The sequence below is a fragment of the Streptomyces spongiae genome, assembly GCF_009377185.1.
Classification (GTDB): Bacteria; Actinomycetota; Actinomycetes; order Streptomycetales; family Streptomycetaceae; genus Streptomyces; species Streptomyces spongiae.
On record NZ_VJZC01000961.1, the window covers coordinates 1 to 2176 of the forward strand.

1 protein-coding gene is annotated in these 2176 nt (G+C 71.5%); it reads left to right on the top strand.

All coding sequences use genetic code 11. From position 1 onward, the window contains the following. Positions 1-138 precede the first annotated feature (138 nt). Entirely contained in the window at positions 139-2139 is a 2001-nt protein-coding gene (locus FNH08_RS49165; RefSeq protein WP_152778445.1) for an ATP-dependent DNA helicase, read from the top strand. The last annotated feature ends 37 nt before the right edge of the window (positions 2140-2176 follow it).

The following is a 2176-nucleotide window of genomic DNA, read 5'->3' on the forward strand; positions in this document are numbered from 1 at the left end:
CCCCCGCCACCCGCACACCACCGCCACCCGCACACCACCGCGCACCCCCACACCACCCCTCACCTCCGTCCTGATCACACCCCTCGTCCTCGCCTCGGGCGTCCGGTTGTCAGTCGCTGGTCGTAGGGTGGTCGCGCTATGACGAAGCCCTCACTCCCCGAACTCCTGCATGCAGCCGTCACCGCCGTCGGCGGCACGGAGCGCCCCGGCCAGGTGACCATGGCCCAAGCCGTCGAGGAGGCCATCGACGACGGTTCACACCTGCTGGTCCAGGCCGGCACCGGCACCGGAAAGTCGCTGGGCTACCTGGTGCCCGCGCTCGCGCACGGGGACCGGGTCGTCGTGGCGACGGCCACCCTGGCGCTGCAACGCCAGCTGGTGGAGCGGGACCTGCCGCGCACGGTCGAGGCGCTGCACCCCCTGCTGCGCCGGCGCCCCGAGTTCGCGATGCTCAAGGGCCGGTCGAACTACCTGTGCCTGCACCGCCTGAACGAGGGCGCGCCCCAGGACGAGGAGGAGGGCCTCTTCGACCAGTTCGAGGCGGCCGCGCCGACCAGCAAGCTGGGCCAGGACCTGCTCCGGCTGCGGGACTGGTCGCAGGAGACCGAGACCGGCGACCGTGACGACCTCACCCCGGGTGTCTCCGACCGGGCCTGGTCCCAGATCTCGGTGTCCTCCCGTGAGTGCCTGGGTGCCTCCAAGTGTGCGTACGGCGCCGAGTGCTTCGCGGAGATGGCACGCGAACGCGCCAAGCTCTCCGAGGTCGTCGTCACCAACCACGCGCTGCTCGCGATCGACGCGATCGAGGGCGCTCCGGTGCTCCCGCAGCACGAGGTGCTGATCGTCGACGAGGCGCACGAGCTGGTCTCCCGGGTGACGGGCGTGGCCACCGGCGAGCTCACTCCGGGGCAGGTCAACCGGGCCGTGCGCCGCGCCGCCAAGCTCGTCAACGAGAAGGCGGCCGACCAGCTCCAGACCGCCGCCGAGGGCTTCGAGCGGCTGATGGAGCTGGCCCTGCCCGGCCGCCTGGAGGAGATCCCAGAAGACCTCGGGTACGCCCTGATGGCGCTGCGGGACGCCGCCCGTACGGTCATCTCGGCCATCGGCAGCACGCGCGACAAGTCCGTCCAGGACGAGGACGCGGTCCGCAAGCAGGCGCTCGCCTCCGTGGAGAGCGTGCACGACGTGGCGGAGCGGATCAGCAACGGCTCCGAGTGGGACGTCGTCTGGTACGAGCGCCACGAGTCCCGCGGCGGAGCCGCGTATCGACCCAGCGGGGCTTCCCTGCGCGTCGCCCCCATGTCCGTCTCGGGCCTGCTCAGGGAGAAGCTCTTCGCGGACCGCTCGGTGGTCCTCACCTCGGCGACCCTGAAGCTCGGCGGCGACTTCAACGGCGTGGGAGCGTCGCTGGGCCTGGGGCCCGAGGGCACGGAGGGCGAGGACCTGCCGCAGTGGAAGGGCGTCGACGTCGGCTCGCCGTTCGACTACCCGAAGCAGGGCATCCTGTACGTCGCCAAGCACCTGGCACGCCCGGCGCGCGACGGCGACCGCGCCGACATGCTGGACGAGTTGACCGAGCTGATTCAGTCCGCGGGCGGGCGCACACTGGGCCTGTTCTCGTCGATGCGGGCGGCCCAGCTGGCGGCGGAGGAGCTCAGGGTCCGCATTCCCGAGTTCCCCATCCTGCTCCAGGGGGAGGAGACGCTCGGCGAGCTGATCAAGAACTTCGCGGCCGACCCGAAGACCTGCCTCTTCGGCACGCTGTCCCTCTGGCAGGGCGTCGACGTCCCCGGCCCCAGCTGCCAGCTCGTCGTCATGGACAAGATTCCCTTCCCGCGGCCCGACGACCCCCTGATGAGCGCCCGCCAGAAGGCCGTCGAGGACGCGGGAGGCAATGGCTTCATGGCCGTGGCCGCCACCCACGCGGCCCTGCTCATGGCCCAGGGCGCCGGCCGTCTCGTACGAGCCTCCGGGGACCGCGGTGTGGTGGCCGTACTGGACCAGCGGCTGGCCACGGCTCGCTACGGCAGCTATCTGAAGGCGTCACTGCCCGACTTCTGGTACACGACGGACCGTAACCAGGTGCGGAAGTCGCTCGCGGCCATCGACAAGGCGGCCCAGGAGACGGACGAGGCATGAGCATGGGGGGCCGTTGTGCCGCTGCTCCGGCCGGAGC